Origin of the sequence: Agathobacter sp. LCP21S3_B2, assembly GCF_052118705.1 — a bacterium.
In the GTDB taxonomy this organism is placed as follows: domain Bacteria; phylum Bacillota; class Clostridia; order Lachnospirales; family Lachnospiraceae; genus Roseburia.
Genome location: NZ_JBQKGQ010000016.1, coordinates 28,528 through 52,789, shown reverse-complemented (window position 1 = coordinate 52,789; position 24,262 = coordinate 28,528). Strand labels below are relative to the sequence as shown.

At 43.9% G+C, this 24,262-nt stretch carries 40 protein-coding genes; 4 read left to right on the top strand and 36 right to left on the bottom strand.

Annotation, left to right across the window (positions count from 1 at the left end; translation table 11 throughout):
* Nucleotide 1 precedes the first annotated feature (1 nt).
* The 23 genes from ACTQ1L_RS11700 to ACTQ1L_RS11590 form a co-directional block, all read right to left on the bottom strand.
* Nucleotides 2-541, bottom strand: a complete 540-nt coding sequence (locus ACTQ1L_RS11700) for a phage terminase small subunit P27 family (protein WP_173772085.1) — start codon at nt 539-541, stop codon at nt 2-4.
* 76 nt (nt 542-617) lie between these two features.
* The gene (locus ACTQ1L_RS11695; protein ID WP_243273979.1) at nt 618-1,037 is read right to left on the bottom strand and encodes a hypothetical protein; all 420 of its coding nucleotides are present in this window, start codon (nt 1,035-1,037) and stop codon (nt 618-620) included.
* 22 nt (nt 1,038-1,059) lie between these two features.
* On the bottom strand, nt 1,060-1,194 hold the full coding sequence (locus ACTQ1L_RS11690; protein WP_441367307.1) for a hypothetical protein: 135 nt from the start codon (nt 1,192-1,194) through the stop codon (nt 1,060-1,062).
* A 161-nt stretch (nt 1,195-1,355) separates the two neighbouring features.
* The gene (locus tag ACTQ1L_RS11685; RefSeq protein WP_101874776.1) at nt 1,356-1,799 is read right to left on the bottom strand and encodes a hypothetical protein; all 444 of its coding nucleotides are present in this window, start codon (nt 1,797-1,799) and stop codon (nt 1,356-1,358) included.
* Complete coding sequence (locus ACTQ1L_RS11680) at nt 1,768-2,094, bottom strand: hypothetical protein (protein ID WP_441367305.1); 327 nt, start codon at nt 2,092-2,094, stop codon at nt 1,768-1,770. The genes ACTQ1L_RS11685 and ACTQ1L_RS11680 overlap by 32 nt, the downstream gene beginning before the upstream one ends.
* Nucleotides 2,095-2,156: 62 nt before the next feature.
* Nucleotides 2,157-2,585, bottom strand: a complete 429-nt coding sequence (locus ACTQ1L_RS11675; protein ID WP_441367331.1) for a single-stranded DNA-binding protein — start codon at nt 2,583-2,585, stop codon at nt 2,157-2,159.
* A gap of 116 nt (nt 2,586-2,701) precedes the next feature.
* Nucleotides 2,702-3,280, bottom strand: a complete 579-nt coding sequence (locus ACTQ1L_RS11670; protein WP_055287234.1) for a hypothetical protein — start codon at nt 3,278-3,280, stop codon at nt 2,702-2,704.
* A complete protein-coding gene (locus ACTQ1L_RS11665) occupies nt 3,277-3,888 on the bottom strand; it encodes a type II toxin-antitoxin system PemK/MazF family toxin (RefSeq protein WP_441367304.1) in 612 nt (203 codons plus the stop codon). Before ACTQ1L_RS11665 ends, ACTQ1L_RS11670 begins: the two co-directional genes overlap by 4 nt.
* 2 nt (nt 3,889-3,890) lie before the next feature.
* Nucleotides 3,891-5,204 carry a ParB/RepB/Spo0J family partition protein gene (locus ACTQ1L_RS11660; protein ID WP_441367302.1) on the bottom strand — a complete coding sequence of 438 codons (1,314 nt, stop codon included), beginning with the start codon at nt 5,202-5,204 and terminating at the stop codon, nt 3,891-3,893.
* Between the two features lie 61 nt (nt 5,205-5,265).
* Nucleotides 5,266-5,427, bottom strand: coding sequence for a hypothetical protein (locus ACTQ1L_RS11655; protein ID WP_441367300.1), 162 nt, complete (start codon nt 5,425-5,427; stop codon nt 5,266-5,268).
* 2 nt (nt 5,428-5,429) lie between these two features.
* Nucleotides 5,430-6,209: a ParA family protein gene (locus tag ACTQ1L_RS11650; RefSeq protein WP_441367299.1), complete on the bottom strand. Its 780-nt coding sequence runs from the start codon at nt 6,207-6,209 to the stop codon at nt 5,430-5,432.
* A 25-nt stretch (nt 6,210-6,234) separates the two neighbouring features.
* Complete coding sequence (locus tag ACTQ1L_RS11645; protein WP_441367297.1) at nt 6,235-6,534, bottom strand: hypothetical protein; 300 nt, start codon at nt 6,532-6,534, stop codon at nt 6,235-6,237.
* Nucleotides 6,531-7,007, bottom strand: a complete 477-nt coding sequence (locus ACTQ1L_RS11640; RefSeq protein WP_441367296.1) for a VRR-NUC domain-containing protein — start codon at nt 7,005-7,007, stop codon at nt 6,531-6,533. The genes ACTQ1L_RS11645 and ACTQ1L_RS11640 overlap by 4 nt, the downstream gene beginning before the upstream one ends.
* Nucleotides 7,004-7,168 (bottom strand): hypothetical protein, encoded by a 165-nt coding sequence (locus ACTQ1L_RS11635; protein WP_441367295.1) that lies wholly within the window; start codon nt 7,166-7,168, stop codon nt 7,004-7,006. Before ACTQ1L_RS11635 ends, ACTQ1L_RS11640 begins: the two co-directional genes overlap by 4 nt.
* Nucleotides 7,165-7,473: a hypothetical protein gene (locus tag ACTQ1L_RS11630; protein WP_441367294.1), complete on the bottom strand. Its 309-nt coding sequence runs from the start codon at nt 7,471-7,473 to the stop codon at nt 7,165-7,167. Before ACTQ1L_RS11630 ends, ACTQ1L_RS11635 begins: the two co-directional genes overlap by 4 nt.
* The gene (locus ACTQ1L_RS11625) at nt 7,470-8,201 is read right to left on the bottom strand and encodes a transglycosylase SLT domain-containing protein (RefSeq protein WP_441367293.1); all 732 of its coding nucleotides are present in this window, start codon (nt 8,199-8,201) and stop codon (nt 7,470-7,472) included. Before ACTQ1L_RS11625 ends, ACTQ1L_RS11630 begins: the two co-directional genes overlap by 4 nt.
* Nucleotides 8,146-9,114, bottom strand: coding sequence for a rolling circle replication-associated protein (locus ACTQ1L_RS11620; protein WP_441367291.1), 969 nt, complete (start codon nt 9,112-9,114; stop codon nt 8,146-8,148). The genes ACTQ1L_RS11625 and ACTQ1L_RS11620 overlap by 56 nt, the downstream gene beginning before the upstream one ends.
* A gap of 208 nt (nt 9,115-9,322) precedes the next feature.
* Entirely contained in the window at nt 9,323-9,619 is a 297-nt protein-coding gene (locus ACTQ1L_RS11615; protein ID WP_101874765.1) for a hypothetical protein, read from the bottom strand.
* 174 nt (nt 9,620-9,793) lie between these two features.
* Nucleotides 9,794-9,976 carry a hypothetical protein gene (locus ACTQ1L_RS11610; RefSeq protein ID WP_055287211.1) on the bottom strand — a complete coding sequence of 61 codons (183 nt, stop codon included), beginning with the start codon at nt 9,974-9,976 and terminating at the stop codon, nt 9,794-9,796.
* Nucleotides 9,973-10,233 carry a hypothetical protein gene (locus ACTQ1L_RS11605; RefSeq protein WP_441367289.1) on the bottom strand — a complete coding sequence of 87 codons (261 nt, stop codon included), beginning with the start codon at nt 10,231-10,233 and terminating at the stop codon, nt 9,973-9,975. The genes ACTQ1L_RS11610 and ACTQ1L_RS11605 overlap by 4 nt, the downstream gene beginning before the upstream one ends.
* A 49-nt stretch (nt 10,234-10,282) precedes the next feature.
* A complete protein-coding gene (locus ACTQ1L_RS11600; RefSeq protein WP_306768924.1) occupies nt 10,283-10,408 on the bottom strand; it encodes a hypothetical protein in 126 nt (41 codons plus the stop codon).
* Between the two features lie 38 nt (nt 10,409-10,446).
* Nucleotides 10,447-10,689 carry a hypothetical protein gene (locus ACTQ1L_RS11595; protein WP_441367287.1) on the bottom strand — a complete coding sequence of 81 codons (243 nt, stop codon included), beginning with the start codon at nt 10,687-10,689 and terminating at the stop codon, nt 10,447-10,449.
* A gap of 11 nt (nt 10,690-10,700) precedes the next feature.
* Nucleotides 10,701-10,958, bottom strand: coding sequence for a hypothetical protein (locus tag ACTQ1L_RS11590; protein WP_441367285.1), 258 nt, complete (start codon nt 10,956-10,958; stop codon nt 10,701-10,703).
* A 303-nt stretch (nt 10,959-11,261) separates the two neighbouring features.
* Here ACTQ1L_RS11590 and ACTQ1L_RS11585 point away from each other — a divergent pair, with 303 nt between their 5' ends.
* A complete protein-coding gene (locus ACTQ1L_RS11585) occupies nt 11,262-11,627 on the top strand; it encodes a helix-turn-helix domain-containing protein (RefSeq protein ID WP_441367283.1) in 366 nt (121 codons plus the stop codon).
* Nucleotides 11,628-11,634: 7 nt separating this feature from the next.
* Here the strand turns inward: ACTQ1L_RS11585 and ACTQ1L_RS11580 are convergent, their stop codons facing one another.
* On the bottom strand, nt 11,635-11,832 hold the full coding sequence (locus ACTQ1L_RS11580; protein WP_441367281.1) for a hypothetical protein: 198 nt from the start codon (nt 11,830-11,832) through the stop codon (nt 11,635-11,637).
* Between the two features lie 47 nt (nt 11,833-11,879).
* Nucleotides 11,880-12,077 (bottom strand): helix-turn-helix domain-containing protein, encoded by a 198-nt coding sequence (locus ACTQ1L_RS11575; protein WP_022164642.1) that lies wholly within the window; start codon nt 12,075-12,077, stop codon nt 11,880-11,882.
* A 68-nt stretch (nt 12,078-12,145) separates the two neighbouring features.
* Here ACTQ1L_RS11575 and ACTQ1L_RS11570 point away from each other — a divergent pair, with 68 nt between their 5' ends.
* From ACTQ1L_RS11570 to ACTQ1L_RS11560, 3 genes are all read left to right on the top strand, one after another.
* Nucleotides 12,146-12,601, top strand: coding sequence for a DUF3040 domain-containing protein (locus tag ACTQ1L_RS11570; RefSeq protein WP_306856611.1), 456 nt, complete (start codon nt 12,146-12,148; stop codon nt 12,599-12,601).
* A gap of 174 nt (nt 12,602-12,775) precedes the next feature.
* Nucleotides 12,776-13,828: a tyrosine-type recombinase/integrase gene (locus tag ACTQ1L_RS11565; protein WP_178294337.1), complete on the top strand. Its 1,053-nt coding sequence runs from the start codon at nt 12,776-12,778 to the stop codon at nt 13,826-13,828.
* A 9-nt stretch (nt 13,829-13,837) separates the two neighbouring features.
* A complete protein-coding gene (locus ACTQ1L_RS11560; RefSeq protein WP_441367279.1) occupies nt 13,838-14,176 on the top strand; it encodes a hypothetical protein in 339 nt (112 codons plus the stop codon).
* 217 nt (nt 14,177-14,393) lie between these two features.
* Here the strand turns inward: ACTQ1L_RS11560 and rpsI are convergent, their stop codons facing one another.
* From rpsI to ACTQ1L_RS11505, 11 genes are all read right to left on the bottom strand, one after another.
* A complete protein-coding gene (gene rpsI, locus ACTQ1L_RS11555) occupies nt 14,394-14,786 on the bottom strand; it encodes a 30S ribosomal protein S9 (protein WP_321110360.1) in 393 nt (130 codons plus the stop codon).
* Between the two features lie 16 nt (nt 14,787-14,802).
* A complete protein-coding gene (gene rplM / locus ACTQ1L_RS11550; protein WP_012743749.1) occupies nt 14,803-15,231 on the bottom strand; it encodes a 50S ribosomal protein L13 in 429 nt (142 codons plus the stop codon).
* Between the two features lie 330 nt (nt 15,232-15,561).
* Nucleotides 15,562-17,136: an MBOAT family O-acyltransferase gene (locus tag ACTQ1L_RS11545; protein ID WP_441367277.1), complete on the bottom strand. Its 1,575-nt coding sequence runs from the start codon at nt 17,134-17,136 to the stop codon at nt 15,562-15,564.
* Nucleotides 17,137-17,229: 93 nt separating this feature from the next.
* Nucleotides 17,230-18,465 (bottom strand): hypothetical protein, encoded by a 1,236-nt coding sequence (locus tag ACTQ1L_RS11540; protein WP_441367275.1) that lies wholly within the window; start codon nt 18,463-18,465, stop codon nt 17,230-17,232.
* Between the two features lie 127 nt (nt 18,466-18,592).
* Entirely contained in the window at nt 18,593-19,327 is a 735-nt protein-coding gene (gene truA, locus ACTQ1L_RS11535; protein ID WP_022292868.1) for a tRNA pseudouridine(38-40) synthase TruA, read from the bottom strand.
* 35 nt (nt 19,328-19,362) lie between these two features.
* Nucleotides 19,363-20,196: an energy-coupling factor transporter transmembrane component T family protein gene (locus tag ACTQ1L_RS11530; RefSeq protein WP_441367273.1), complete on the bottom strand. Its 834-nt coding sequence runs from the start codon at nt 20,194-20,196 to the stop codon at nt 19,363-19,365.
* Nucleotides 20,197-20,245: 49 nt separating this feature from the next.
* Nucleotides 20,246-21,091 (bottom strand): energy-coupling factor transporter ATPase, encoded by an 846-nt coding sequence (locus ACTQ1L_RS11525; protein ID WP_441367272.1) that lies wholly within the window; start codon nt 21,089-21,091, stop codon nt 20,246-20,248.
* Between the two features lie 12 nt (nt 21,092-21,103).
* Complete coding sequence (locus ACTQ1L_RS11520) at nt 21,104-21,961, bottom strand: energy-coupling factor transporter ATPase (protein WP_441367271.1); 858 nt, start codon at nt 21,959-21,961, stop codon at nt 21,104-21,106.
* Nucleotides 21,962-22,050: 89 nt separating this feature from the next.
* Nucleotides 22,051-22,554 (bottom strand): tRNA (cytidine(34)-2'-O)-methyltransferase, encoded by a 504-nt coding sequence (locus tag ACTQ1L_RS11515; RefSeq protein WP_441367270.1) that lies wholly within the window; start codon nt 22,552-22,554, stop codon nt 22,051-22,053.
* A 21-nt stretch (nt 22,555-22,575) separates the two neighbouring features.
* Nucleotides 22,576-23,754: an aminotransferase class I/II-fold pyridoxal phosphate-dependent enzyme gene (locus ACTQ1L_RS11510; protein ID WP_441367268.1), complete on the bottom strand. Its 1,179-nt coding sequence runs from the start codon at nt 23,752-23,754 to the stop codon at nt 22,576-22,578.
* Nucleotides 23,754-24,236, bottom strand: a complete 483-nt coding sequence (locus ACTQ1L_RS11505) for an Lrp/AsnC family transcriptional regulator (RefSeq protein WP_321110355.1) — start codon at nt 24,234-24,236, stop codon at nt 23,754-23,756. Before ACTQ1L_RS11505 ends, ACTQ1L_RS11510 begins: the two co-directional genes overlap by 1 nt.
* Between the last annotated feature and the right edge of the window lie 26 nt (nt 24,237-24,262).

Below are 24,262 nucleotides of genomic sequence, written 5' to 3'. Positions count from 1 at the left end.
CTTAATTTGCATATTTTGCAAATTTATTCTCCGGCTTTTGCTGTTGTGGTTTCGGTACAACCAAACGGCAACGGGAGGAAACTGTCAATCCGAAATCTGATGCTCCCTGTCTGCACTGTTTCATGCAGCGGTCTTGAATTATCATGAGGCGTTCTCTTTCTCCGTTCACGACCTGTCTTGTACCGACCTGCACACGTTCTTTTTCGCCTGTGTCCGGATTTTCCCTCGTCTCATAGACAGGAACATCCTCCATCAATGGAGTTTCTCTGATTTGTTCCGTGATTTCGATGTACTGTGTTTGTGCAATGAGTAATCTTGCCAATGCGTCGCAATCAAGGTTTGAAATCAGTTTGATTTCGAGTAATTCTTTCGCAATCTTCCGGAATTGTTTCTTTTGTTCCGGTGTCAAATATGACGGAGGTCTCACTTTGTCGCATGGTGCTGTGACCTCGGCGTTTTTCCGTGCCTCAATTTCTGCTTTTGTGAGGTGTTTTCGCCCGTTCATTACAACCAAATCTGTGGGTTGTCTCTGTCCTGCCATGATGCAACAAACCTCCTTTCCGTCAGCATTTCAGTATTTTGTGTCACATTCTGACACCTCTTTCGGATATACCTTTCTACTGAAATTCCCGTGGGGAGTTTTCTCCAAGGAAAAGAGGGGGTGCGACTAAAAACGAATCGCACAAAACTTTTTTATATCCCCCTGCCTCTCGAAAGTGGTACTCAATCAGTGACCTCAACTGTTTTTGTGTTGCTCTCATACTTGCTTTGCTCTGCTTATATAAAGCAGTGATTGTGTTGTGTGTCTTATGGTTGAGAGGTATGAGGTTGAACGGATTCAAACGCTGTTCCCAGTCGTCCTCAAGTTCAATGATATGGTGAACCGGATTGCATGTGAGCAACTCATGCTCGACATATAATGCGTATATATCTACGTTGTCATAGACCTCAATGATACGCTCCCGCATCGCCCGCCATTCCTTTGATACATAGAACTCTGCTGCTCTCTCGTCTCTCCGTGTGTTGTTATATATCATGTGCCTCGACTGCTGCCGTTGCTCACATTCCTCGCACATCTTCATTGACTGCGGTATTAACTTCCCACACCTGCATGATTTCAAAAGCATCTGTGTTCTCCTCTCTTGCATCATTCTCCTGCTGTGTTATCCACAAGAGGCGGGCAGTAATGCACATTACTGTGTATATCCCACCCGCTATATAACAGGAGGGCAAACAGGCAAGAAAAAAGCGACTGCACATCTGCAATCGCTCGTCTCAACTGTTCACGCTAACATATTATCACGTTTATTTTGTCTTTTGTTCACCCACTTTTTACCCCTGTTTTCACCCTCATTTCACCCTGTTTTCACTCCGTTTTTATCATTTTCAATCGCTTTTGCACCGAATAACTTGATTGACAACCGCTGAATCATCACCCTGCACCACTTTTTCGGTGAGTTGCGTCCGCATCCTGTCTCCCTCACTATATCCTCGTATGACATGCCCTTTATATAGACCGCCTCAAGAGCGTCGTATTTGTACCCCTCACCTGCTGCCTCTGCATCTTCCTTGAGCGATGCAAGAGCCTTTTTCAAGTGTTCAAACAGAATGACCGTCTCTGCACGGCACTCTCTGACCGATTGCAAGAACGCCTTTTCTGCTGATATGTTGTATTTGCCTATATCCGGCACTTGAGAGGTCTCTGATACCGCCTCGTTGATATATCGTTCCATTTCACGATAATTCTCAAGATATAGCAAGGTTTTTTCAATGACCGTCTGCTCCTTTTCCTCTTTCATGCTTTTTCCTCGCTTTCTGCTTTCTTCTCATAGGCAGACCGTGCATTTTACGCCAGTTATTCGTGTTTTTGCGATTTTCCGCATTTCGTGAACTGCTCATTTTCAAAATTGCCGTTTTTGCCTGTTCCATTGTCACGCCTGTCTGCAATGCTGCCTCGACAAACGCCTCTGCTGTTGTTTCGACCTTGATTTCCGGTTTTTGTGGATTTTCATTCTTTGCAACATCCGGATTCACTGTCGCCTTGTCTGCTGCTGCCTCAACGATGCCCGAAATCTCATTTTCTGTCTTTCCCATCGCCCGAAATCTGTCAATTATGCATTTTAAGACTCCTATATTATCACAACCCTCCTTTTCGCTTACATAAAAGGCAAATCGCCGTCGATGCCGTCCGGAATGCTCATGAATCCGTCTCCTGTGTCTGTATACCCGGCGTTTTCTGCCTGTTCTCCTGTTGCTTTCTTGCTTTCTGCAAATTCCTGTTCCTCAATCACAACATCCGTCGTATATACCTTTTGCCCGTCTCTGTTGGTGTATGAGCCTGTCTGAATCCTGCCAGTAGCAACAATTTTTGTTCCCTGTTTCAGATATTTTTCTGCAAACTCGCCGTTTTTTCCAAATGCCACGCATGAGATAAAATCTGCCGACTGCTGCCCGTCTCTTGCACCTCTCCGGTCGACCGCCAGTGTATAACGTGCCACGCACATGGATTCCTGTGTGCTGTTCTGCTGTGTGTATCTTACATTCGGGTCTCTTGTGAGCCTACCCATCAATATGACTTTGTTCATTCTCTTTTTTGTCCTTTCTTGAATCAATCTCTCGTATAAACGCAAATCATCCGGCGGGATGTCGAGATTCCAGTCTCTCAAATTCTATCCCGCCGATGAATGTCTCTTTTTCTCTATCAGTCATTTTCCCGCTGCATAACATATTCATTTTGCATTTTCTGCAATCTGACAAGTCCTTTTTTGAACTCAAGGTCATCACCATTCATGCACACATCGAATATTTTCTCATAGTCGACAATGTGTGTCTTGATGAACTCTGCCTCTGCTGCCGTCCTGCTCTCATTGATGAACATTCCCTTGACTGCCTCTTTTATCATTTCACAATGGGTCTGTTCCTCCTCTGTCGTTGGAGGTGTGGTTGCAATCATTTTCTCATACGCATTGTCAATCGCTCCTGCAATGAGTTCTTTCCAACCCTTGCCCCGCTCTCCTAATAACTGACATTCAATATCCTCGAAACGGTTTCCTTGTCCTGCTGCCGTGATTCTGATGTCCTTTTTGCCCTTTGCTGCAATCAGAATCAAATCGTCGTCGTATGCCTCCATGTAGTAGTCAAATTTCGCATCAAAATTCGGATTCGGATTGATGATGATTTCCGGTTGACTGCTGCCCTCTGTCTGAATGCTCACGCCGATGTATTTCGCATCTGTTGCCTTTGCATTGATAAATATTGCTTTTAATTCGCTTTTGTTCATGCTGCTCCTCCATTCACTAATCTGTTGAGTAACTGTTCATACATGGTCTTGTATGTGTCTCTTTCTGTCTGTAATCTGATTGTCTCCTCTGTCTGTGTCATGTTCGCAATCTTCTTGTTTTCCTCAACATAGACTGCTGCATCCTGTTCAATCTCTGCGATTGTGTACTCATGCTCCTGCTGCAACATCTCGATTTCTTTCTTGAGACTGTCGATTTCCTCCTGCTGCTCTTTGATTGTCTCATTGTATTTCTTTGAGGTTTTCATGTTGCCGTCAAGCTGCAAGGAAATCATGAGAGCAATGTCGATGTTCTCCATTTCCTTGTCTGTACACTCTCCGATGTATGTTCCTACACGCTCCGTTGATACCGAATAGACCTGCTCACACAATACCGTGCTGATTCTCCCTGTTGACCTCACTGTCACATGTGTCGGGAGGTCTGTTTTCGGTTGTGTCGTCATATATACGATTTCAACAACATTGCTGTTCTCATTGTTCTTGTTATTGCTCACAACTACCGCCGGACGGTCGGAGTGTTGTTCGCTCCCGTTGTAGGATGCCCCCCCTCTGCTGATATAGAACATTTCGCCTCTTTTGATGTCGCTCATGATTATTCCTCCTTTTCTGCTACAAGACCAATGACGCACCATCCGTCTGTCAATCCGCTGCAAGTGATGTCATCGTCTTTGCATGTAATTCTCATGTCTGCTGTTTCTCCGGTTGCCTTACCTGCTGCAAATACTACCAATTTGACGACATTTCCGACCTTGAATCCGTCGTCTTTTGTTATCATATACGGTTTTCTATGTTCTCCCGTGTATTCCTCGAATTTCTCTTTTGATACTCTGATGCTCTTTATCTCCCCCGTTGCATCTGACGGGAGGTTGTTCATCTTCTCCTCCTCTGCCTGTTCACGGAGTTTCTTTTTCGTCTCACGGTCGATTGCATCCTGTTCCTCTGAATATCTCTGTTCGTCGGTCTTGTATGCCTCTGTACGGTTCTTGTATTGGTCGCATGAGGTGCATGTTCCGGTTTTGACGTTGCATGTCTCATATTCGGTGCAGGAATAACAGAGAGATGTGATTCCCTCCGGATGTGGTGTTTCGTAATCGTCGCCCGCTCTCACTTCCGGCGGGTTCATGCCGATTTCTGTCTCTGTGTCTGATTCTGACACCTGCTGCCCTGCTGCCTTTTCTGCTTTCATGCCTTTCACATCTTTGTGTGTGAGTTCTCCGGTCTCTGTGAATTTTCCCAGTGCCTCCCGCTGCTCGTCTGCTGTCATACCGCTCAATTCATAAGCTGCGGAAAATGTGAGGCGTTCTCCCTTGAGTTCCTCTTTCCATTCCGGAATCAGATTGTTGTTGACCGCCTCGATTTGAGCAATCTTTGTTTTGCTCACATGCATCATTGAGGAAATCACATCCCTCAATCGTCCGGATTGCAGGTCATATCCCTTGATTTTCTTTCCCGCTGCTTTCATGCGTTCAAGAGATGCCTTGAGGCGTGTTTCCTCCTCAATCATGTCGGAGGTCGTCTTTGTACGGTATGCGTTCGCAATTATGATTTCAACCTGCTCCTCGTCGTTATCCTGTGGCGTTGTCAATTTACTGGTTGCAAGTTCAAACTCTTTATATCCCTTTGACACAAGGTACTTGAGAGCCTCCCACCGTCTTTCACCTGCTACGATTCTATATTCGCCCTTGTCGCATGGCGCATATACAAGTTCAAGGTTCTGTTTCAACCCATACATGAGGATATCTCCTGCCAGTTCCTCAATCTGTTCTACACTGTAAAAATTCATATCGTTCCGGTACATCTTGAAAATTGAAATGTCCTTTGTCCGGAATCTCGCTCTCGGAGATTCATCAATCCCCGCTTTGCTGTTCTTGTTGAGTGCGTCTTTCACGCTGAATCCTGCTGCCATCTGTTCAACCTCCTGTTATTACTCTGTGAGTTTCTGTTTGTATTGTGTCGTTTTCCATGTCTCACGCTTCCGTTTCTAAAATCTCTATCCAGTAACCTTTTTGACCGTCTTTTTCATACAGAAAATCGTTTTTTATGTGCAGCTTATCCAACTCAAGAGCCGTGTTCAATAAATCCTCTTTGTCTCTGCATTGGATTGTGTCGCCTTTTTTTAATTTTCCCATTGTCATTCCTCCATTTCCTTGAGTAACTCATTCACAACGCATCTGTAATCTTGAGACACAATCCCACGCTTTGAAAATTTCGGGAGCGGTATCATTGCCGTTGTGGATTTCTCTGCGATGATAGAACGGCGAATCGGCGTGACAAACATATCAAATCCGGATTCTGCTTTTAACCACTCCTCAACCTCAAGAGAGGTCTTGTTTTTCTGTCGCATGGTCATGAGTGCCTTGATTCTCAAATCCGGATTGATGTCTCTCAAGTCCTCAATCTGCTCCTCAAGGTTCTGCAATGCCTCGATTTCATATCCTCCGACCTTTACCGGAGCAATGATGAGTTCTGCTGCAATCAGAATGTTAATGACTACCATGTCAAGCAATCGCCCGCAATCACAAACGCAATAATCATATGCATCAGAGACCTCCTCCAACGCCTCACGCAATCGTGTGACTTGATTGTCCTCTGACTTGAGCAGCAAATTCATGTCCGTTTTCATGAGATAGCCATTCGCCGGAATGATGTCAACGTGTGAATACTCTGTCGGGCGAATCAAGTCGCCTGTTTTATATGTACCTCCGACACACTCATGTTTCTCAAGCAGTTCACTCATGCCGATTCCGTCCGGTTCATACACTCCGAACGTCTTTGATGTGTCTCCCTGCGGGTCTCCATCTAACACAAGCACTCTCTTTCCCTGTTCCTCGCCTAACATATAGGCGATTGAATCGGATGTCGTTGTTTTCCCGATTCCTCCTTTTGGTGACATTACTGCAATAATTTTCATGTCTTTTCCTCCTGTTATTGTCCTGTTATAGATAAATTGTGTAATACAGTTTCATTTGCAATTCTTGAAATCTAAAATCCGGCGTTTCGTCCGGTTTTAATGGTGACATGAGATTCAGTTCTTTCCACCTGCGATGTGTAATCTCCGGAACTGCTCTGAATCTTATGACCTTGTCATTTTTGTATTGCTCATATAGTTTGCAATTTGTATGACCGACCTCCGGTGCAAATAATGCAAGATACCCGACAAATATTTCCTCGTCGCCTTTGAATATCCGGAGCATGTTTGCACTCTCCAATGTGTCAATCAATTCCTCAAGCGTCATGACCTGCCTCCTTTGACTTTTCCATCCTTGAGGATGCTGTTGTTTGGGATGCTCATTGTCGTTCTTTCCGCATCCTCGAAAAATCCTGTTCTTGTTTCTTTCTCTAGCTTCAGATATTCCTCAAGGACTTTGATTGCCTCCTCTGCTGAATAACAGGTTGCGACAAAATGTCCTGCCGTTGCCATCGCTGCAAGGAACTCTTTTTGCGTGTCCTGCTGCCTGTTGTTGCCGTATTTCATTTCGATAAACAATCCGCAGTAAATCCCTTTTGGATATGGGAGGCACAAATCAGACACGCCCGCCTTGACGCCCATCTGTTTGAATTTGACTGCCTCCTGCTTGTTTCTGCTGCCTCCGTTCGGTACATGGAACAACCACCTCAATTCCGGATAACGGTTCGCATTCCAATTCGCCCACGACACGACATTGATTTGCTCTGTGTCCTCACTTCTCATTGCATATTTCATGTTCATTTTCCTTTGCCCTCCTGTCTGCATGTGTCATAATATTCGCAGAACAAACAAATGTGTCTGCAATCCTTGACCTTGAACATCCATGTGAACCGTTGCAGCTTGTATCGCATAATATAGCCGATTTGTGCAATGTATGGATGTTTCTGTCTGTATGTCCTCATTTGTCCTGCTCCTCCATTTCTAAAATCATGTAGGTGTGAATGAAAATGCTCTTGTGTTTCCTGCCGAACTGGTCTTTTGCCTGAGGCACTTCATGCATATTCTCAATCGTTCTCTTTGCCTCCCACCATCGGCGTGTCTTTCCGTCTCTTGAAATCGGCTTGAAATGTACCTTGACCGTTCCTTTGACGATGGAAAACTGGTCTCTGTCTACCCGCAGGATGTCATCGAATCCCACTGCCTTGACTGCTGCCTCTGCTTTTCTGAAATATCTCTCTTTTGATTCCGGTTTCCAGTCAAATCTCATTTCCCGACCACCTCCTCAATCTCTTTCATTCTCTGCATGATTGCCGTGTTGTATGAATAGACATACACGCCATTGCTCCACAAATGTTCCCTCGCACCTTTTTCACCGTAGTTGTACGCTGCAAGTGCATCTTGAATCGTGCCGTATTTCTTGAGCAGGTATGAGAGGAAATCAATCCCGACCCTCACGTTTTGATATGGGTTCATGAGGTCGGTGCATCCTAGTTTCTGCATCCGGTCGGTGTGCCATTTCTCATATATCTGCATATATCCCTTTGACTGCCCGCCGTCTCCGGTTTTGTCGAACTCATATCCGGATTCTTGCTCTATGATTGCCAATACAAGGGCATACGGAACGTCGTATTGCTTGCATAGACATCTTGTGTATATCTGCATTTTCTCCGGAAAATAGCCTTTGTCTGCATACTTCTCCGGCAGGTCGTAGAACACGAATCCCTCAAGGTCATCACTCCCCCAGTCCTCGTACATTGTGTCAAACACCTTGTATTTGTCCTCGATGCTCTCTGCTGTCTGTGTCATTGTCTCCGGATTCTGCGTCACTTCCGCTTGTGTCTCCTCCGGCTCTTTCTCCTGCTGCTCCGGTTCTTTGACATTGAACAATATCACGCAAAATCCCGTCAGTAACACCGCAATCAATGTGATGTGAAACGCATCATACAAACCTGCTCTTTTCAATGCCCGTCTTATCCGTCTTATCCGTCTTTTCACCTGTCGACCTCCTTTTCCTCATTCGTGCATGTATATAAAACATGCAATTAAAATCGTTGTAGTACACTGCTGCATTTGTGAAATCCATGTCCGGATACCACTTTTTCAGTATCTCCGGAATGGAATCCATGTCCTTGACCATCTTGTCAACGAATGAGCCTATTTTTTTATAACTTCCTCCTGCTGCCGGACGTTTGGAATGAACGACCTTGATTCGTGGGTCTCTCAATCCCTGTGAGCTGTTCCACCTCTTTTCCGACGGAACACGGTTCTTTTCCTCGACGATGTAATTTGCCATACCGGACAAACCGTTTTCGTCTGTCTGTAATCGGCGAACCTCATTCCTGCTTGACTGTTTCCAACAGGATTCAACCGTCTCCATGTCTAATGCCCCATCCATGACAATGTGATGATGCCATCTGATTTCCGCATCCGGATTGTATGCGGTCACATAGACATATTTTGCATTCGGGAGACCTCTCTTTTTTCTCTGATAGTTGATGCGTCGGATGTAATTTTGCACATTCTTGATTGCTGCATCCACATCCCCGTCCGGTGGTAGATGCTCGTCATCATAGGTCAATGTCATCCAAATGTCACGGTCGCTGAAATTCTCATTGATTAGCCTCTCAACATATTTCCGTGCATTCTTATCATTCAGATTCTTTTGAGCCTTGTTGTTGTCTTTCTTGATTGTCCTCCCCTCCGGAGGTACTTCATCCATGCTCCGGAACTGCGGATATATCTCAATTTCAAACTGGTCTCCTGCTGTTATCTCTTTCAGTGCATATATAACTTTCTTTCGATGTTGGAACAGGTTCTCAATGAACCACTCATGCATGTCCTCCATCGCTTTGTTATATGCTGCCTCATAGTCATACGGGATATATTGCATCCCTCTTTTTCTTGCCATCTGACACATACCTCCTGTTATGTTTTCGTAGACTTGTTATTATCTATTACAAGGACGATAAAAGTTCCGAAAACCCTTGATTTTATAGACCTTTTCGGTCTCTTTTCAAGTTGTTTTTTTGTGTCAGATTTGCTATAATATTTCTAGTGAATTTCAAGTCTGACACGACTTGCACCGGACATCTGCTCGCAACGGATGTCCTTTTTCTTTACTCAAAATCATAGTCGAATATTCTCTCGTCTCCGGAGAGAACAATGTCTCCGTGTTTTATGTATGCCTTGCATTTGAAAAATGTCTCTGAATGGTCGTGTGATTCCTCAACCTCCTTTTCATCAAGTTCCAACTCAATGACGCTCATTTGTCTCATTCCTCTAATCACAAGAAACTTGCAAGCGTCAATCGGGTCTTTGCACATATAGACAACGCCATCCCACGACTTTTTGAGAACGCCCTCGGCGTATATCTTCATCATTGTTTCTTTTGGTGCTGCATGATAAAATCTCATTTTCTCACTCCTTTGCTGTTGTCTTTTATACGGTCGCAACCGCAAGTTCTCTTTTCTTGTCGCATCTTCCTCCTCTGCTCTTATCACAAGGACGACCACTGCAATGGTTGTCCTTTTTCTTTGCTCTCATGCTCCTGCTATGTACTGCCCCGCCGTTATGACGGGGCGTTTTCATTAAACGGCTGCAACCGCCTCTTTCTGTTCCCATCTGCGACGCTCCTCTGCTTTTCCTGCTGCCTTACCCTCGGCATACGCAGACATCACCATAATGGTCATTGACTTTCCCTCAAGGTCGTCAATATTCATGAATTTTTCTGCCATGCTCTCAATCACTGCCTTTTTCTCGTTTCTCGTCATTTTTCAACACCTCCTCGGATTCGCTCAATCTCTTTTTCTATGTTCTTTCCGGAATAATCTGCAAGCAGTTTTTCCGAAATGTGATACGTCCAAATTGAGGACATCTGCACCGCCGTTCCTATCGGGAGTTTTCCCTGCTGCATTGCTACCCTCACGAATTGCGGTGATACATTGAGGATTGCTGCTGCCTCTGTCGGCAATATTCGTCCTATTTCCATCCTGTTTCCTCCTGTTGGTGGTTCTCTCGGTCTTTTCATCCCGTCCACCTCTTTTCCGGCAATGTACACCGTGTTGATGCTTTTCACATTAAAAATCATCGAAAACCTGTTGACCATCCACGCACTTTCTAGCAGGTGCGACCGCTGCCATGTTTCCCACGGTATCGCTGCACGATGTCTTTCGGCTTGCCATCGTCAGAGTGTCGGTTGCCATCCGGACACTGACGGGGCGACTGCTGCCCCGTTTCGGCTTTAATATTTCCTTATCCAGTTCGACGCTTTTAATCTGTACTCGTCATCCTCCCACATCTTTTCTGTTATCTTTTTGACTTCTTTTATGTTCTGTACTAATTCATCTCTATAATTTGTTGGAATCTCTTTTCCGTCTGTAAATACCGGAATCCTTACTTTGTAATATACTTTTCTTCCCTCATATTGCTCATACACGCACAGCCCTCTCCTGTTTGCTAAATCAATAACTTCTTGTTTTTTCATGTTTTCCCTTTCTAATAAACTGAATAATTTGCAAGTGCCTGTTCTAATAACCGAACTGATTTTATCTCGATTTCATATTCCTCTTTATTTATCACTCCCAGTTCATAATCAATCTTTGCATCTTTTTCATATCTGCTTGTTTCTTTGTACATCATTGTTCTTTTTCTTTTCGTTCCGGATAAATACGGAATCACATTTTCTCCGTTCCGCACTTTTCTTTTTATGTAGCAAAAAATTTCTCTTGTCTCCTCTGAAATTGTTTTTTTCATCGTTCTGTCTCCTCCTGTTCTTTATTAGAACAAACAGTGCTGTGTCATCTCGCTCCCCCGCATAAGTGTTGAACTCTCCATCACAAGCCGTTCGCCTTTTCACAATCGGGGCATTCAATGGGGCAGGTTGAACATCGTTTTCACTTCTCGCACATCCCATCTTCCTGCTTTCTGTTTGTTCTGTAAACATCATACTTTGTTAAACAAACTTTGTCAACACTTTTTTGTTTGTTGAATAAACTTTTTTATTGATTTTTGTTTCGATGGGTGTTATGCTTTATAAAACAGAGGAGGTGAATCTATATGACACAGAATGAGCGTATAAAAGAAGTTAGAAAATCGCTCGGTCTTACACTTGATAAATTCGGTGAGCGTATCGGTTTGAAAAAAAGTGCCGTCAGTCTTATTGAAAACGGAAAAAACTCCGTTACTGATGCCAATATAAAAGCAATCTGCCGTGAGTTCGGCGTTGATTATATATGGTTGACTACTGGTGACGGAGAGATGTTCGTTGATACTGACGATGATTTCATCGAAAGAATTGACCGCATCATGGTAGGTGAGGACGATGCCCGCAAGAATCTTTTCAAGGCACTACTTGAGGCAAGCGACGAGGACATCGCAGCATTTCAAAGAATCATAGATTTATTTGCATCAAAAAAAGACTGACAGTCTTTCAACTGCCAGTCTCCTGGGTGTAGAGATACAACACGAATTTGTATATCCTCTTGAGGATGCGTTCGCTGTGTATCTTTCCGACTATTTCGACAATAGCCTCTTTGTAATTCAAGGGAGACACCACCCCCTTTCCGAATTGCATTGTATCATATATTTCCATGATTGTGGAAATATCGAGGTTGATTTCCATAATCATGGAAATCGTTCCTCCTGCTGCCGGAATCCCGCTGCATTATGGTACAATTATTTGTATTCGGATTCAAACAGGTCGGTGATGTTCACGCCTAATGCAATCGCTATCATTTCAAGTTGAAACAATGTCGGTGACACCTTACCATTTTCGATGTTGTTTATCGTAGATTTTCCGATTCCGGATTTCTTCGATAACTCCATCAATGTGAACCCTTTTGAGGTTCTCACTTCCCACACAAGGATTTTCATTCTGCTCACCTCCTCTCTTGAGGAAAGTTTACAGAATGTTGATTTTATAAAGAAACGGAGGTGTGTTCATGAAATACGGTGTCAGAAAACCAAACATCAAGAAAAGCATTAAGGCAAGAACAACAGGAAAAGTCAAACGGCAGGTCAAAAAGGCGGTCAATCCCCTTTATGGTAAAAAGGGAATGGGAATCGTCAACGACCCGAAAAAGGCAGCATACAACGCAGTGTATAACAGAACTACCGTCGGCGTGTCCGACATTGCAAAAGGATTGACGGCTGCAAACGGAAATCCTGCTGCATCCAGTTCAACAAATGCACCGCAGAAAAAGGAATACTCTGCAAATACATACAGTGTTTGCGGAATCCTCATGATTGTTCTCGGTGCTGTCCTTGCACTTTTAGGATTGATTCTATTGCTTGCTGTTCCGGTTGCCGGAATAATTGCTGTTGTGGTCGGTGTCGCATGTGTCGTCATTGGTCGCAAGTATAGAAAAGTCGCAAAAGAACGCCGTGCAAATGAATAATGCACAACAAAAAAAGACGACCCACGCTGCAACGTGAATCGCCTTTGTGAAACCTCCGTCTCATGCTCCTGCAAAAAGCACCGACAGAATGTTCCTGCAAACACCATTCTATCATAAAACCGTGCTTTTTGCATTGGTTTTATTTTTTATACTCTTTTTTAGGATGGTGATTTTATGAAACTACCGAACGGATTCGGAACGGTTTACAAATTATCGGGAAATCGCCGGAATCCTTATGTCGCCAAAAAGACAAAAGGATGGGAAAACGACCCGAAAACAGGTAAATCAAAACAATTATATACGGTCGTCGGATATTACCCGACCCGCAAAGAGGCATTGACCGCACTTGCGGAGTTCAATGCAAATCCTTATGATGTGAATGCTGCAAAGGTTACATTCGAGGATGTATATGAGCGATGGTCTGATGAACATTTTCCGACTGTCAGTGATTCCAACGTCAAAGGCTACCGTGCAGCATGGGCGTTATGTGATAAACTTGCACGGATGCGTTTTGTTGATGTAAAACTCGACCACCTGCAAATGGTCGTTGATGAATCCGGCAAAAATTATCCTACCCTACGGAAATTAAAAATATTATTCGGTCTGATGTACAAATACGCTGTGATTCATGAGATTATTCCAAAAGAACGAAACCTTGTCGAATACCTCGACATTAAAAAGGCGGGCAATCCCAACGCATACAACCGTGAACCGTTCTCAAAAACAGAGGTTGCGAAATTATGGGATGTCAAGGATTCAAATATATATTATACTGTCATCCTCATGTTGATATATACCGGATGCAGAATCGGCGAACTCCTCGACCTCAAGAAAGAAAATGTGAACCTTGAGGAAAGATATTTCAAGATTGTCGCCTCGAAAACTGCTGCCGGAATCCGTACTGCTCCAATCTCCGAAAAGGTTTATCCGTTCTTTGAATACTGGTACAACCTCAATGATTGTGAATATCTCCTCTCTACTCCGGAGGGTGAACATTTCAAATACCGGAATTATTATGATTCGTACTGGTCGCCACTTATTGAGACCCTCGGAATGAAACACCGCCCTCACGATACCCGTCACACATGCATTTCCATGTTGACGGTTGCCGGAGTGTCAGACAAGGTCATCAAGAAAATTGTCGGTCATAAAGGGCAGGGTGTGACAGAGGTCGTATATACACATTTTGAAATTGAGGAACTGATTGACGCTATCAACAAAATATAGAGGTGTGCCATGAATAGAACTGAATACAAAAACAATTTCGGGCGTGAGCATTACGAACGAATCAATCTCGTTGTACCTAAAGGCATGAAAGGCATCATCAAGGCTCTTGCATCCAGTAAAGGGATGTCGGTCAATGCGTACATGCAAGACCTTGTCAGAAAAGACCAATGCGGTTTATTTGATACAATGCAGATTGCAGAAAAGAACAGAGAAATGATTTCCGGAATCACCGGAAACATGCACGACGGATATGACATCATTTTCAAGGACGGTCATTCCTGCCATTGCCGGACGAAAAAGGATGTCCGGTCATGTATCATTGAATACTGCAACGAAAAGGGCGATTGATTCGTCCTTTTTTTATTGCAAAATGTGTCTTACATAAGACTTGTAATGTCTTACACAAGACAAGGTTTTCCGTGTTAGTTACCTGTTAGTTATGTGTTAGTTACCGTTGAAATTTCGTGTGTTTTTGTGGTGTCTGATAGATTTATCTGAATATAAAGAAATCCCCGAAAACTCGATGTTTTCGGGGAAATTTGCTCTTTTGTGATATTCGCTTGAATTATCGTTTTGAGAACTGAGGAGCTCTACGAGCTGCTTTGAGACCGTATTTCTTACGCTCTTTCATACGTGGATCACGTGTTAAGAATCCAGCTGACTTAAGAACTGGTCTGTACTCTGAATCTACCTGAAGGAGTGCACGAGCGATTCCGTGACGGATTGCTCCGGCCTGTCCTGTATATCCACCACCACGAACGTTAACTAAAACGTCGAACTTGTCAACTGTCTCAGTTGCAACTAATGGCTGGCGAACAACTAACTTTAATGTCTCAAGACCAAGGTACTCATCGATATCTCTTTTATTGATTGTAATCTTTCCTGTTCCAGGTACTAAATATACTCTAGCAACAGATGATTTTCTTCTTCCTGTTCCGTAATACTTTGTAGTAGCCAATTTACTTTACCTCCTATTAAAACTCTAATGTCTCAGGCTTCTGAGCTGCATGTTTGTGATCTGGTCCAGCGTATACGAATAACTTTGTATACATCTGACGTCCAAGAGGTCCCTTTGGAAGCATTCCCTTTACAGCGTACTCGATAACGCGCTCTGGGTGCTTGTTCATCATCTCTCTTAATGTTGTCTCTTTCATACCACCGATATAATCTGAGTGATGATAGTAAATCTTCTGGTCTAATTTCTTACCAGTAACCTTAACCTTGTCAGCATTGACAACGATTACATAATCACCTGTGTCAATGTGTGGTGTAAAGATTGCTTTATTCTTTCCTCTTAATACTTTAGCAACTTCTGATGCTAAACGTCCTAATGTCTTACCTTCAGCGTCTACTACATACCATTTTCTGTCGATTGTAGCAGGACTAGCCATAAATGTTTTCATCGGTTTTCCTCCTTAAATGATTCGATTACTTTTAATGCCGATGCCTCTTGAAATCGCGTATGTCCGGACGCCACTTCCCTTTTGACATCTTATAGTCCTCTGTTCCATCTCAGATGACTATCATTATCTATACTAAATGGTTGCCGGGGCTTTGGCTTCCATTTATCTACTTTTACAGACCTAGATATTATACTTGCGTAACCGACTGTTGTCAAGTGTTTTTCACCCTTATTTTCGGCTTTTTCTTTAAGCTATTTCTTTAAGCTATTTCTTGAAACTTTTTCTTTAAGTTTATTCTTTATGTTTATACTTTTTCTTTAAACTTTTATTTTAAAACTGCATATATACAAAATCAGCCGGATTCACTCCCGGTCCATAGTAACCGAATATTATTACTATAAAGATGCCAAGGTATATTATCGCCCAGCGAAGCGGCAGCTTTCTTGAAAGTATGAAATCGCGCATGTCGAGCTTTTTATTTTCCTCAACGAAGCTGATAAAGAACCACAGTAGCGTACATATTATAAGTAAAAGTATATCGTACTCGTCCAGTCCGCATGCTCCGAGATTCAAAATGATGTTATTTATTCCAAGCTCGCTGATATGGAAATCCGTGACTGATTTAAAAAGCATATGAAATGCTGTCGACGCATTTGCCGCTATGTCAAAATAGTAGCCTACCAGTATGAGCATAAAGGTCCAAAGCACTGATACAATCGTTGCAAATATGCCCTTTTCCCTTAGGCCGGTCAGCTTAAAAAAGCCGCCTACCACCTTTTTGTTTACCGGAGCAAAAAGCTCTGCAAGCATGATGACAATGCCGTTCCAGAGTCCGAAATACAGGTATTTCATATTGGCACCGTGCCATACTCCGATGACGATAAATGTGATGACACTCGCGATGCAGCCCGGCAGCACCTTACTGATATGCGCACCAAATCTCGGCTTTAGCCATTTTCCAAAGTTCAGGAAACGCTTTGAGATTGAAAGCGGGTAGAAGATATAGTTTCTGCACCAATCTCCAAGAGTCATATGCCAGCGGTGCCAATACTCAGTGAGCGAGCGCGAAAAATACGGATGATTGAAGTTTGTTGACATCGTTATGCCAAACATCTCCGCAATACCGCGCACTATATCGATTCCTCCCGAGAAATCCGCATAAAGCTGCAGCGCATACACTACTGCCGCCAAAAATACATAAGTACCCGAAAAATCCATCGGCTTATCCATTACAAAATTGATGATATTTACCGCGCGGTCTGCTATCACAAGCTTTTTCATGACTCCCCAGAGCACCAGGAGCGCACCCTTTTGCAGATTTTCAAGTCTCAGGGAATGTCCCTCGTAAAGCTGTCCAGCAAGCTTATCATATATCGCAATCGGTCCCTGTATTATCTGAGGGAAAAATGATACAAACAGCGCTACCTTAAGGAAATTCTTTTCAGGCTCGACAATTTCCCTGTATACATCCATCACATAGCCCATGGACTGGAAGGTGTAGAAGGATATGCCAAGTGGAAGCAAAAGTCCAAGTTCCCCCGCATATGGTATATATTTAAGGAATGCCAATATGCCGAAATTGCAAAGCAGCGCAAAAAGCATGACTGCCACTCTCTTTTTTCTGCCCTTTTCCTTGTATTCCTTTCTGGTCTGCCTGTCCCAGTCCTCCTTATGGCTTTTTACGATGGCATTCTGCTCCTTTAGCAGCTTGTCAATCCATATTGTTGAGCCATAGGTGGTGCATATTGTGAAAATGATAAAAAGTACATACCACTTACATATAATCACATAGTATGCCATGCTTCCTGCCAGAAGCACATACCAGCGGCATTTCTTCGGAAAGCAATAATATAGTACAAGCAATGCTATTACAAATATCGCATATTTTAATGAAATGAGTTCCATTTTATTTACTCCAAATCTATTTTCTAAAGTAATACTGCCATACATACTTTAATTAACAGCCAGTATTTATTTTAAAGTCCATACACTATCATGCTATTTTTTTACCGGGGTCTTTAACTCCTTTGCAGGCTTTGCATCGTTGTTCGTATCTGCTACCTTATTTGTCGCAAGGCTTGACGAAAAATTATAAGGCAGATAAACGGACATCTCAAAATAATGATTGCCCAGACTCAGATCCGTATCCTTTGCGCAGGCACTTATCACCTTGTCAGCGCGCCTTGCGCACTCGCCCCATGCACTCTGAATCTCCGATGAGTGGTCTGCATTAAGCCTGTAATTATCAGACAGATATTTTCCCATATATGCAGTGAATTTGCAGCTTCCATTTATATTCAGGTGCTCTGAATTGTAGAAATCATCCCTCTCATTGATTCCGATAAGTTCCTTATCGCCTTCAAAGCTCGCAAAATCATAGCCATAAGACTCCACCAGCTCCTTCACGTCGCAAAGCACCTGCGGATTTTTTACCTTCTTCTCATGAGGGAACCTCGCAAAAAGCACCTTTTCCACCCCCTGTGCTTTACAATACTCAAGCAGATCAGTCATATACGCTCTGCTCTTGTCGGTAAAGTAGAGCTTTTTCTGCTTGTCTGATGGACAATCGGAATATTTTGCAATAGATGAAAATCCCTTCATGCATGATGTTTTTGCAAAATACATTCCAACTCTTGTGGCAAAGGTGTGTGCACACTTGCCTATATCCTTCCAGTTGCTATGATGCAGCTTTAAAGGATTTGTAAAGTTGTCCTGCTCATCCTTTGGCACAATCTCTTGTATTGTATCAAACCTGTTTTCCTTATTGTGGATATTGTCTATCCAGCTATGCAGCTTTACCGTCCTGTCGTAATAGCTGTCATTTTGTAAAAAGCCATTCACTTCAAAAACCACAACCTTCGGATGCTGTCTGGTGAGAGCTTCTCTGAGCATTGATTTGTACAGGCTGCCGGGCACCCCTGATACCCCAAGCGAGTATGATGTGTATCCATAATTCTTCCAGGCCTCGGTGGCACTGTAATCAGCGTATACCTCGCTGGCTCCTATCATCATCACATCAATTGTGTTCTTCGGCTCCTTATAAAAGCCCTCTATAGTCGCAATATTGACAGCATCCGTCATCTTAAAAAATGTCGAGACAAACGAAAACAGCACGACAAATACCAGGGCAAACGCTCCTATACGGATTACCTTACGGTGTCTGCCTTTTCCTTCGTCTGTGCTGTTTATGGGTTTGTTTTTTATAATTTTCTCTTTTACTTTTGTAAATCTCATAACCGTCTTCATCTCCAAGCTTCTTTTTACCGTACCGTGTATTAACAGTAACGACATTATAGCCTATTATTGAAGCTAAAAACGGATATTCCAAAAATCTTAATACAATATTAAAAATCTAAAGCTGTTACTCGTACTTGAGTCCTATCATTGTAAGCCCATGTGCCGGGGCAGTAGGACCTGCTGCTGCCCTGTCTGTTGCGGCTATTATGCCCTTCATCGCATCGGCCGGCATATCGCTTCCACCTATCTTCACAAGTGTTCCTGCGATTATGCGCACCATATTGTACAAAAAGCCGTTTCCTGTCACACGTATTGTGATGATGTCACCGGCCTTTGACACCGTACAGTCATATATCGTGCGGACTGTGGTCTGTGCCTGTGAGTTTGCCGAGCAGAAGCTTGCAAAATCATGCTCTCCTATGAGATATTTTGCAGCCTCACTCATCTTTTCTGTGTCAAGCGGATAATGATAGAAATATGTGTCAAGCCTGCGTGTCGGATTTCTGAACCTCGCATTTAATATGCGGTATTCATAGGTTTTACGGCTCTTTGAGAAGCGTGGATGAAAATCATCGCTTACCTCACAGGAATCGACCACCACTATATCCTCCGGCAGCTTCTGATTCAGTGCATACGATATCTTTTCCGCCGGCATGCGGGTATTGGTGTCAAACATACACACATTTCCAAGTGAATGCACTCCCGCATCAGTGCGGCTTGCTCCTGTCACCTTTATATCCTCCTTTAACAGGCGGCTCAGGTGCTCGTTTAATACCTGCTCAATTGTTATGCCGTTTGGCTGTATCTGCCAGCCGCAGTAATTTGTGCCATCGTAGGCTACAATCATTTTTACACGCATATATCTCTCCTGTTATGGCTGCACTATCTATTTCACTATCTGAAAATAAGATTACCCAGATTCACCGGCAGAAAGATTCTAAGCACTATCACAACCGCTAAAAACGCAAATATGAAAAGATATGCTATTTTATCATTCTTTTCATATACGAGCGGCTTCATCTTTGTCCTGCCCTCTCCACCATTGTAGCATCTGGCCTCCATGGCCATTGCGAGGTCATCTGCACGCCTGAAGGCCGATACAAAAAGCGGCACTAAAAGAGGCACCATACTCTTTGCTCTTTTTATGATATTTCCATGCTCAAAATCAGCACCTCTTGCCATCTGTGCTTTCATTATTTTGTCCGTCTCCTCAATAAGGATTGGAATAAAACGAAGCGCTATCGACATCATCATGGCTATCGCATGCACCGGAACATGTATTTTGTTTAAAAAGCCCAGTGATTTCTCAAGACCGTCCGTGAGCTGGTTTGGTGTGGTGGTGAGTGTCATGAGTGAGGTTCCTATAATGAGCAGCACAAGTCGTATCATCATGGTTGCTGCATTTATCAGTCCGGTGTCAGAAATGTGCAGTATACCGTACTCCCAGATTGTGTACTCTCCCTGTGTGAAAAACACGCTGAAGCATGCTGTAAAAAGCAGCAGTATTATAATGGATTTGAGTCCCTTTACCATGAACTTAAAGGGCACCTTCGAAATCTTTATAACTGCGGCAAGCGCGGCAACTATAAACAGCACACCGGCTATTCCCTTGTAGGAAAACAGCGCAATAATATATATAAGTGTTGCGAAAAGCTTTACTCTTGGGTCCAGTTTATGTATTGGCGACTGAGCCGGATAATACTGGCCTATGGTAATATCACGAATCATTTTTGTATTCCTTCCTCATAATTTGTATCAAAATGTCAGCATTGGTGAGCTATTTAAAGGCTTTTAGTATTGAGTTCCTCGCCTCCGCAACTGTCGTTGCCGAAAGGTCAACCGGTATACCCTTTTCCGCCAGATCATGCATCAGATATGTGACCTGCGGTGCTGCAAGTCCGACTGCCTCGAGCTCCTTGTAGTGTGAGAATACCTCCTTCGGCACTCCGTCAAACATCACCTCTCCTGAATTCATAACAATGATGCGGTCCACATACTCCGCAACATCCTCCATGCTGTGTGATACGAGTATGATTGTGATACCCAGATCCTTTTTCATCTGTAAAAGCAGTCCCAGTATCTCATCTCTGCCCGCAGGATCCAGTCCCGCTGTCGGCTCATCGAGTATGAGTACATCAGGATGCATTGCAAGTACTCCAGCTATGGCTACACGCCTTTTTTGTCCTCCGGACAAATCAAAAGGCGGCTGATAGTAGAGATCCTCCGGAAAATGTACATTCTGCAGTGCCTCATAGGCTCTTAGCTCCACTGTTTTCCTATCGAGCCCCTGATTTTTCGGTCCAAAGCATACATCCTCAAAGTTGGTTGTCTCAAAAAGCTGATGCTCCGGATACTGGAACACCATCCCCACCTTGTGACGCAGCTTGCTTAAATCATAATCATTGTCATATATATCCTGTCCATTGTAGTATATATGACCGCTTGTCGCCTTCAAAAGGCCGTTCATATGCTGGATAAGTGTGGATTTTCCCGAACCGGTGTGACCGATTATTCCGATAAACTCTCCATCATTTATCTCAAGGCTTACATCCTTAAGTGCCTGCACCTTGTAGGCTGAGTCGGCACTGTAGCAATAGTTTATGTGATCTAGAATTATTGACATATTTTCTCCCGCCTATCTGTTTTTCAGCGCAACAAGCGCATTTACAAGCTCTTCTCTCGTCAGGATTCCATCAGGTATATCAAGCCCTGACTTTTTGAGCTCATCGGCTACCAGTGTCACCTGCGGCACATCAAGCCTGTGCTCCTTCAGCTCGTCCACCCTTGAAAAAATCTCACGCGGTGTGCCGTCCATGACCACCCTGCCCTTTTCCATGACATAGACATGGTCTGCGCCGACCACCTCCTCCATGTAATGGGTGATGAGAATGATGGTCACACCCTTTTTCTTATTGAGCTCATGGGCTGTGGCTATGACCTCCTTGCGGCCGTTTGGGTCAAGCATGGCTGTAGGCTCGTCAAATACTATACATTTTGGCTCCATTGCCACAACTCCCGCGATTGCCACACGCTGCTTCTGTCCTCCGGAGAGCTTGTTTGGTGAATGTGTGCGGTACTTTGTCATACCGACAGCCCTTAGCGCATAATCCACGCGCTGCCAGATTTCATCTGTCGGCACACCGATATTCTCAGGTCCAAAGCCCACATCCTCCTCCACGACATTGGCGATAATCTGATTGTCGGGATTCTGGAAAACCATACCTGCACTTTTCCTGACAGGTATGACATTTTCTTCCTTTGACACATCCATGCCATCCACCCATATGGTGCCGTCGCTCGGCGCAAGAAGTGCATTGATATGCTTTGCAAGAGTTGATTTTCCTGAACCATTATGACCGAGGATTGCAATAAACTGTCCCTCTTTTATGTCGAGGTTTACGTTGTCGAGTGCTGTAGTGATTGACTCTACATTGCCTTCCTCGTCTCTTCGTATAAATTCATGTACTAATTTGCTTGTTTTAATTATGCCCATTTCTTTTTCCTAAAAATCTACCGTATTTACAATTATCATAGCTGTTAAAGCCCACATAGCTGCCAAAAATATGCGCTTTGCCGCTTGATTTAGTCATCCCAGCTCATGTGATGAAGCTCTCCCTCAAGCCTCATATGATCAAAATTATTCTGTCTCAATGCCTCGTAGAGCACGATAGCTACTGAATTTGACAGATTAAGTGACCTTGTCTCACCTATCATCGGTATCCTGATGCACTCATCCGGATGCTCCTTTAGTATCTCCTCCGGAATGCCTGCGCTTTCCTTTCCAAACATAATATAGCAGTCGGGCTCAAAATGAGCATCAGAGTACACATGTCTGCCCTTTGTTGTCGCATAATATATCTTTGCGCCCGGATTTTTCTCAAGGAAATCCTCCCAGTCCACATATGTGGTGACGTCGAGGTCCTTCCAGTAATCCATTCCGGCTCTCTTTAGTGCCTTCTCTGAAAGTGAGAATCCAAGCGGCTCTATAAGATGAAGCCTCGTGCCTGTCGCGACGCAGGTTCTTCCGATATTTCCTGTATTTGCCGGAATTTCCGGCTCATGTAACACTATGTTAAGCTTTGCCATTTTGTCTCCTGTCAATTTAAACTATTTATTATCCATCCCGGCGCGAAGCTCTGTGACAAACTCCTCAATGCGGCCGAGCGCCTCCTTTAAATCATCAAGCGAATATGCATATGATATACGTAAAAAGCCCTCACCGCACTCTCCGAATGCAGTTCCCGGAACCACTGCAATCTTCTTGCTGTTTAGAAGCTTTGTGGCAAACTCATCGGATGTCATGCCAAACTCCTTGATGCTTGGGAATGCATAAAAGGCCCCGAAAGGCTCAAAGCACTTAAGCCCCATCTCCTTAAAGCGATGAAGCACATAGCGTCTGCGGCCGTTGTATTCCTCCCTCATTTGTGCAACATCCTCATCGCCGTTTTTCATAGCCTCGACAGCCGCATACTGGCTCGTGGTCGGCGCACACATGATTGCAAACTGATGAATCTTTAGCATCTGCTTTAAAATGGTCTCAGGTGCACATGCATATCCAAGCCTCCAGCCTGTCATGGCATAAGCCTTTGAAAAACCGTTTATGAGCACTGTGCGCTCCTTCATTCCCGGAAACGATGCTATAGATACATGCTTATCCACATATGTAAGCTCAGAATAAATCTCGTCACTTATCACAAACAGATCATGCTCCTTAACCACCCGAATAATTGCTTCAAGGTCTGCTTTTTCCATGATAGCGCCTGTAGGGTTATTAGGGAAAGGCATGATAAGTATCTTTGTCTTTGGAGTGATAACAGCCTCAAGCTCCTCGGCTGTCAGCCTGAAATCATTTTCCTCCTTGAGCTCCACAATCACAGGTGTGCCTCCTGCCAGAACAGTACATGGCACATATGAAACATAGCTTGGCTGCGGGATAATTACTTCATCTCCAGGATCGAGCATAGCACGCAGTGCGATATCTATAGCCTCGCTGCCGCCGACAGTTACCATGATCTCTTTGTTGTAATCATATGTCATGCCGTATCTTCTGTCGAGATATCTTGCAATCTCAACCTTTAACTCCTTGAGTCCGGCATTTGAGGTGTAGAAGGTGCGTCCCTTTTCAAGGGAATATATGCCCTCATCCCTGATATGCCACGGTGTGTCAAAATCAGGCTCACCTACTCCGAGCGATATCGCATCCTTCATCTCGCTCACTATATCAAAAAACTTACGGATGCCCGATGGCTGGATAGTCTTTATTGTACTGGATAAGGGGTCTCTCATTATGACATAATTCCCCTTTCATCGGATTTGACAGGTGCCGCCATGATAGTTCCATGGTCCTTGTATTTCTTCAGAATAAAGTTTGTTTTTGTCGAAAGCACCTGATCCAGTGTAGAAAGCTTATCTGTCACAAACTGTGATACCTCGCGCAGAGTCTTGCCCTCGAGTGTGACCATGAGGTCAAAGCCGCCTGAGATAAGGTATACAGACTTCACCTCAGGATAGTTGTATATACGCTCGGCAATCTTGTCGAAGCCCATGCCGCGCTGTGGTGTCACTCTGACCTCTATCATGGCTGTGACCTTCTCAAGACCTGCCCTGTCCCAGTCAATCAGTGTGTGATATCCGCAGATGACATTCTCCTGCTCCATAGCAGCAATCTCGTTTGCCACACTTGCCTCATCCACACCAAGCATGATTGCAAGCTCCTTCAGGTTTATCCTGCTGTTTTTCTCTATAAATGTTAATATCTTTTCTCTCATGATATATAGTCTCCTGATTGTTACTG